Source organism: Microcystis sp. LEGE 08355 (genome assembly GCF_015207185.1).
GTDB lineage: Bacteria > Cyanobacteriota > Cyanobacteriia > Cyanobacteriales > Microcystaceae > Microcystis > Microcystis panniformis.
Genome location: NZ_JADEXI010000220.1, coordinates 1 through 7,000 on the forward strand (window position 1 = coordinate 1; position 7,000 = coordinate 7,000).

At 45.5% G+C, this 7,000-nt stretch carries 5 protein-coding genes and 2 pseudogenes; 5 read left to right on the top strand and 2 right to left on the bottom strand.

From position 1 onward, the window contains the following. Window positions 1–116: pseudogene (locus tag IQ242_RS12485) on the top strand (IS630 family transposase); the annotation flags it as partial. Here the strand turns inward: IQ242_RS12485 and IQ242_RS12490 are convergent. Continuing rightward, a pseudogene (locus IQ242_RS12490) lies at window positions 82–648 on the bottom strand (TrkA family potassium uptake protein); the annotation flags it as partial. The pseudogenes IQ242_RS12485 and IQ242_RS12490 sit on opposite strands and share 35 nt — an antisense overlap. Before the next feature lie 150 nt (window positions 649–798). On the opposite strand from IQ242_RS12490, the gene IQ242_RS12495 reads away from it, so the two are divergent. The 4 genes from IQ242_RS12495 to eno all read left to right on the top strand — a co-directional run bounded on the left by IQ242_RS12495 (window position 799) and on the right by eno (window position 6,250). Beyond that, complete coding sequence (locus tag IQ242_RS12495) at window positions 799–1,671, top strand: DUF4351 domain-containing protein (protein ID WP_193960195.1); 873 nt, start codon at window positions 799–801, stop codon at window positions 1,669–1,671. A 278-nt stretch (window positions 1,672–1,949) separates the two neighbouring features. Beyond that, the gene (gene glgX, locus IQ242_RS12500; RefSeq protein ID WP_193960196.1) at window positions 1,950–4,028 is read left to right on the top strand and encodes a glycogen debranching protein GlgX; all 2,079 of its coding nucleotides are present in this window, start codon (window positions 1,950–1,952) and stop codon (window positions 4,026–4,028) included. 115 nt (window positions 4,029–4,143) lie between these two features. Further along, window positions 4,144–4,905: a DUF3887 domain-containing protein gene (locus IQ242_RS12505; protein ID WP_193960197.1), complete on the top strand. Its 762-nt coding sequence runs from the start codon at window positions 4,144–4,146 to the stop codon at window positions 4,903–4,905. 46 nt (window positions 4,906–4,951) lie between these two features. Continuing rightward, window positions 4,952–6,250: a phosphopyruvate hydratase gene (eno, locus tag IQ242_RS12510; RefSeq protein ID WP_004161573.1), complete on the top strand. Its 1,299-nt coding sequence runs from the start codon at window positions 4,952–4,954 to the stop codon at window positions 6,248–6,250. A gap of 205 nt (window positions 6,251–6,455) precedes the next feature. Here the strand turns inward: eno and IQ242_RS12515 are convergent, their stop codons facing one another. After that, window positions 6,456–6,821: a phage holin family protein gene (locus IQ242_RS12515; RefSeq protein ID WP_193960198.1), complete on the bottom strand. Its 366-nt coding sequence runs from the start codon at window positions 6,819–6,821 to the stop codon at window positions 6,456–6,458. Window positions 6,822–7,000: the final 179 nt, after the last annotated feature.

Here is a 7,000-nt window from a genome sequence, read left to right on the forward strand (position 1 = left end):
TTGATAACTTAAGAAGTAAACTTTACCATCTTTTAAATTCTCTATCCAATGACACGATCGGGTATTTGACGGGATGGTCTTGGATTTTAGAAGCTCTATGTCTGTCAGGAATTTAGAAAAATGGTATAACATCCGGGCCGGATCGTCCCAAAGTTCGTAGAGGGGTAATCCCCACCAAGGATGATTTTCCTCGATAATTATCTCTTGAATCGGCCAAAGGCGATCGAATAGCTGTAATTGACCGATAGCTTTATTACCAAGGGCAGCAAAGGAAAAGATCGGAGCCGCTAGGGAAGCAACGCTCATGCTAACGTGAGCAGGGAGCGTTTGATCGAGTCTTTCTCCTAAAGTTTCGTTAAATAGTCGGTTAACTATCCGAATTTTCGGGTTAATTATCCTGGCGCGGGTGAGAATTTCCAGATTGAGTGCGTCGTTATCGATGGCCAAAACTAGGGTTTCTGCATCTGGAAGGCCAGCTTGCAGGAGAGTTTTAGGAGAGCAGGGATCGCCGATAATAATATCAGACTGGTATTCGCAGAGCATTTGGCGATCGCTAATCGCTACTACTGCCGCAGATTGTTGTTTGAGTAAACAAAAGATTTTATAACCCGTGCGACCTAATCCACAGACGATGATTTGCGGTTTCATTCGTCGAGCGCGTTTTTTGCTGATTAACCTTTCATTTGTAGCGCAAAAACTAGCAAAAATCTGTAACTAAAGCTGCAATGCTGCTAATTTTTCCAATCAGGCTTTGAAGATGATAAAATAACCCTGATCATCGATTGAATCACTTCAGCCTTGACTCGCTTTCTTTGGGATAAATTTAGTAAAGATTACCTCGAAACTTTTCTCTCTTCTTCTGGTGACGTGAAAACTAGCCTTGACGTGACGGCAGAAACTCAAGAAATCGATGTGTATTTTCGACCGACTTCCCCAGAAATGCCGCCCGAATTAGGTTTATTGGGCCGATTAGCTCAAACCCCTTGTCTATTGGAACCCTATCGCAATCCGGTCACGATTGAGGGAATTCTCGCTTGTTTATCTAAACTGTTGACTGTGCGGGAACAATTACAAAGAGAAGCTCACCGTCATCAACAACCCTTATTAGCAGAAAATATCCCTAGACTATGGATACTAACTCCTACTGCCAGTCAAAGAATTATAACTGCTTTTTCCGCTCTCAATCATCCAGATTGGGGAGAAGGAATTTATTTTTTAGCCCCAGCATTAACCACATCCCTTATTGTACTGCATCAATTACCCGAAACCCCTGAAACCCTTTGGTTAAGATTATTAGGTAGAGGAGGAACCAGAACCAGAGCGATTGATGAATTAGAGGCCTTGTCTCCTAGTCATCCCTTTAAATCAGCTTCCTTAAAATTATTATACAATTTGAGTAGGAACTTGCAAGCCTTACCCAAAAGAACCCAGGAGGAGAGGAAATTTATTATGCGTTTAGCCCCTTTATACGAACAAGATAGAGAAAAAGCTATTCAACAAGGAGAAACCAAGGTAGTGCTGCGTCAACTAAAGCGACGTTTTGGTGAACTTCCCCCGCATATTACCGAAACTATCCAAAAACTAACCGTTGAACAATTAGAAGACTTAGGAGAAGCATTGCTAGACTTTAATATTCAAGCTGACTTAATTAATTGGCTTAATCGGGACTAAAATCTTCGGAAAAGGTCATTTAAAAATCCTCTAATTGTTTCCTTGAAATATCGGAAAATTGAGAGCTTTATTGAACGGGGCAAGGTCTTGGAAATTAATCACATTATCTCCAGGAAAATCTGGCTTTGCTGATTTGAATTCTGAATCTTCTTGGGTGAGATTTTTAAAACCTAGACCAAAACTAACTTTTGGATAGGACACACATTTGGCATTCATAGCTTGATTCAAAAACGCCGAATAATCTTATACTACTCCTAATCACTTCTCATCTCTTGACAATGACCTTAAAAACTGATCACGGTAAAAGCCATCCCGTCGGGGCAACTGTCTTGGCCGATGGTGTCAACTTCTCACTATTTTCTAAGTATGCCACTGCCATAGAATTATTATTATTTGATGATGCTAATTCTCCCGTACCTAGCCGGACTATTCTCCTCACCCCGCAAACAAACCGCACTTTTTTCTATTGGCATATTTTCGTTCACGGCATTGGAGTCGGTCAAGTGTATGCTTATCGAGTCTATGGTCCGGATAATCCGGCCCAGGGTCATCGCTTCGATCCTGATAAAGTAGTTCTCGATCCCTATGCGAAAGCGATTGTCGGTGCGGAAATTTATGATCGACAAGCTGCCAGCGAAAAAGGCGATAATTGTCATCGAGCTTTGCGGGGTCTGGTAGTGGATACGGGCTGCTATGATTGGGAAGATGACGAACCGCTACGCACCCCCTACTCTGCCAGTTTTATCTACGAAATGCACGTCGGTGGCTTTACTCGTAACCCGAATTCCGGTGTTAGCGAGGAAAAAAGAGGTACTTTTGCGGGATTAATCGAAAAAATACCCTATTTGAAAAACCTAGGCATTACTGCCGTGGAATTGTTACCGATTCATTACTTTGATCCCGCTTCGGCCATGCCGGGGTTAACTAACTATTGGGGTTATAGCACGATCGGCTTTTTTGCGCCCCATGCCGGCTACAGTAGCGATCGCTCACCCCTGGGTCCTTTGAATGAATTTCGCGATCTGGTGAAAGCTTTACACAAAGCGGGGATCGAAGTGATTCTCGATGTGGTTTTCAATCATACCGCCGAGGGGGACGAAATCGGGCCAACTCTTTCCTTTAAAGGTATCGATAATCGCACCTACTACATCCTCGATGGGGAAGATAAAAGCATCTATAGCAACTATACCGGCTGTGGTAACACCCTCAAGGGCAGTCATCCGATTGTTGGCAAAATGATTCTCGATTGTTTGCGCTATTGGGTGTCGGAAATGCACGTCGATGGTTTTCGCTTTGACCTAGCGGCCGTATTATCGCGCAATGTGGACGGGGAACCGATTCTGCAAAAAGGTTATAACATGATTTGGGCGATCGAATCGGATCCAGTCTTAGCTGGGACAAAATTAATCGCCGAAGCTTGGGATGCGGCAGGATTGTATAGTGTCGGTCAATTTGTCGAATTTGCCGATTGGTTTTCCGAGTGGAATGGTCCTTTTCGGGATGATGTACGCGCTTTTGTCCGGGGAGATGCCGGCATAGTCAGCAAATTAGCGGCGCGGATTTTAGGAAGCCCCGACATATACCACAGACCCGATACCGATGTCAATAGAAGTATAAATTTTGTTACCTGTCACGACGGCTTTACCCTTAACGATCTAGTTTCCTACGACGAGAAACACAACGAGGCTAACGGCGAGGAGAATCGGGACGGTTGCAACGATAATTTTAGCTGGAATTGTGGGGTAGAAGGGGAAACCAATAACGAGAGGATTAAAACCCTGCGACTGCAACAAATAAAAAATCTCTTAACGATCCTGTTTATTTCCCAAGGAACACCTATGCTGTTGATGGGGGACGAAGTGCGACGCACCCAAAAGGGCAACAATAACGCCTATTGTCAGGATAACCAGTTAAGTTGGTTCGATTGGAGTGCGGTAGAGCAAGAGTTCGATCTTTGGTGTTTCGTAAGGAGACTGATCGATTTTAATAAAAAATTAGCTCTTTTCCGTCAAGAAAAATTGCTAGAAGTCACCTATACCAGTCTTGAACCCCATCTCAGTTGGCATGGCGTACAGTTGAGTAAACCCGATTGGTCGGAAGATTCCCACAGTTTAGCTTTTTCCCTGCGTCATCCCAAGGCGAATGAGTATTTACACATTATGCTCAACGCTTACTGGGAATCTCTCAACTTCCAGTTACCACCCTTGGGACAAGGGGAAAAATGGCATCGCGTCATCGATACTGCTGGGCAATTGTCCGAGGCAGCCTGTGATTTAGATGCCGCCGTCGCTATTGAATCGGAAACCTATCGGGTGCAAGCGCGTTCGGCGGTAGTCTTAATCGTTAAACCAGTATAACAAGAGGAGAGATATTGCCCGATCGACCGATGTTGAATGCTTTAACTAATGAACAATGGCATCAATTCAATCGTCAAGTGGAAAAACGTTATTTATTTGCGGAGCAATAGCTGAAATGATGCGGCTTTCATTAGCGAAACGGGTATCGATTCTCTCTTTGTGTTTAATTGGGTTTTCCCTGCCTTGGACGACGTTCAACGTTTCACCGGTACAGGCGAACCTAGAACCGACTGCGATCGCTATTGGTGATCCCGTCCGAGAAGAAAAGCAAGCTCGGCAGTTAGTAGAATGGTTGGGAACTAAACAATACGACAAAGTTATTGCAGCTTTGTCACCCCAACTAAAACCCCTCTGGACTGCCGAAAAATTGCAAAAGGTCTGGGAAAGCCAAGTCACTGACAATACTGGACCGTTTAAGCGCATTGTCAAAACCAAGGTACTCGATGCTATCAATGCCAATCTGGTGATTGTCACCGTTGAATTTGAGAAAGTTACCGACGATGTGATAGTTACCTTTAACCGGTCCGGTCAGATAGTTGCCGCCGATTTTCCCGAATTTCGCAGTATTTCTGAGATTGGCACCGCTTTTGTCACGGCTTTGGTCAATAAAGACTACGGCCTGGCCCGAGGTTTTTTACATCCTCTCCTGAAAGCGGAAGTTTTCCCCACCAGAGTACAAGGCGCGTGGGAGAATTTACTTAAGCGTACCGGCCCCGTGCGTCGGATTGTGGGAACTCAGGTCAGAAAAGGCTCGGATACGGACGGTGTGGTTCTGGTGTTGGTGACGATTCAATTTGAAAAACTGACGGATACCTTAATCCTCGTTTTTGATGATCAAAAGCAGATTGTCAACGTGGATTTCCCTTTAGGCAATTAGTAATCAGCCGAAATTACCCCGTAAATTGAGTTGGAGACGATAAGTTATGTTAGATAAAATCGAAGTTCCCATCGAAGCGATCGCAGCTAGGGAGATTCTAGACTCCCGCGGCCGTCCCACGATCGAAGCGGAAGTGCTGTTAGAATCGGGGGCGCTCGGTTTGGCCCAGGTTCCCAGTGGCGCTTCTACGGGCAGTTTTGAGGCCCACGAATTACGCGATGATGATCCCCAGCGTTACGGTGGTAAGGGTGTCCTGAAAGCAGTTCGCAATGTCCACGAAAAAATCGTCCCAGTTTTGGAGGGGATGAATGCTTTCGACCAAGCTAGTATCGATTTAGCTATGATTGATCGCGATGGCACGGCCAATAAACGAGAATTAGGGGCTAATGCTATCCTAGCCGTCTCTCTGGCTACGGCCAAAGCGGCGGCGGCGGATCTGGGCTTGCCTCTCTATCGTTATCTCGGCGGTCCGATGGCCAATGTGCTACCCGTCCCGATGATGAACGTGATTAATGGTGGTTCTCACGCTGATAATAACGTCGATTTTCAGGAGTTTATGATCTTCCCCATCGGGGCCGATTCTTTTAAGGAGGGTTTGCGTTGGGGAGCGGAAGTATTCGCCGCTTTGGGTAAGGCCTTGCACGAACGCAAATTACTGACCGGTGTGGGCGATGAGGGCGGTTATGCTCCTAATTTGGCTTCAAATCAGGAAGCTTTGGATATTTTGATCGAATCGATCGAACGTGCTGGTTATAAACCGGGGTCGGAGGTGGCTTTGGCTATGGATGTGGCCGCCAGTGAATTCTATAAGGATGGTCAATACCTCTACGATGGTTCGGCCCATTCTCCCGCCGAAATGGTGGATTTTTTGGCCAGTTTAGTTGATCGCTATCCGATTGTTTCTATTGAAGACGGTTTACACGAGGAAGATTGGGATAACTGGAAATTATTGACCGATAAACTGGGGGCGCGGATTCAGTTGGTGGGCGATGATTTGATGGTGACTAATCCCATCCGTCTGCAAAAAGCGATCGATCTGGGTATTGCTAACTCGATCCTGATTAAACTCAATCAGATCGGTTCTTTGACGGAAACCCTACAAACGATCGCCCTGGCTACCCGTCACGGTTATCGTTCTGTCATCAGTCATCGTTCTGGAGAAACGGAAGACACCACGATCGCAGATCTGGCGGTGGCTACTAATGCCGGACAGATTAAAACCGGTTCTCTCAGTCGCAGTGAACGGGTGGCTAAGTATAATCGCTTATTACGCATCGAAGCGGAATTGGGCGATCGGGCGGTGTACGCGCCGAAAGTCGGTTTGGGTCCAAAATTCTTGGCCTAAAATTTGCAAAAAGTCTTGCACTGATCGAAAAAGGGTGTTATACTAAAGATACTGATAACTGATAACTGGTCACTGACTATTGTGGTACTTCGCTGAAACCCTTTTCGGCGAAGTATTTATTTTTGGCCTTTTTCTGCACGAAGGTATGATTTTTGGATCAAAGGTGTTATACTAGGGGTACTGATAACTGATAACTGGTCACTGACTATTGTGGTACTTCGCTGAAACCTTTTTCAGCGAAGTATTTATTTAAGGGGGTGTTGACCAGAGAGAGGACGATGGGCGCAGCGATAAAAGCCACTAAATCTTTAACCGCAAATCCAGGCACAAGAATCGAGGCTAACCAGAAACAAAAGCCATTGAGAACAAGGATAAAGCCACCGAGGGTGAGAATAGTAATCGGTAGGGAAAGCAGCCCTAGAATCGGTTTAACCAGTGCGTTGACTAAACCGATAACTGCCCCCGCAACCATGGCCACAATAAAGCTATCGACTTTAACGCCGGGGAAGATAATATCAACCACCAATAAACTCAGGGCAGTGGCAAGAATATTTAAAAGAAGGCCGATCATCGGAAATTTTGGGTCTGAAACCCCGCCGTTCTAGGTTGGCTTTACGTTAGAATTAAAAGGCCAGTCTCGAAAACCAAGTGGACGGCGCAGCACCTTGAAAACTCGGCTTATACCATTTTTCTAAAGTAATGGCAGAGATGGTTAATTGCCCTCACCCCCAATCCCTATCTCAGAAAGGG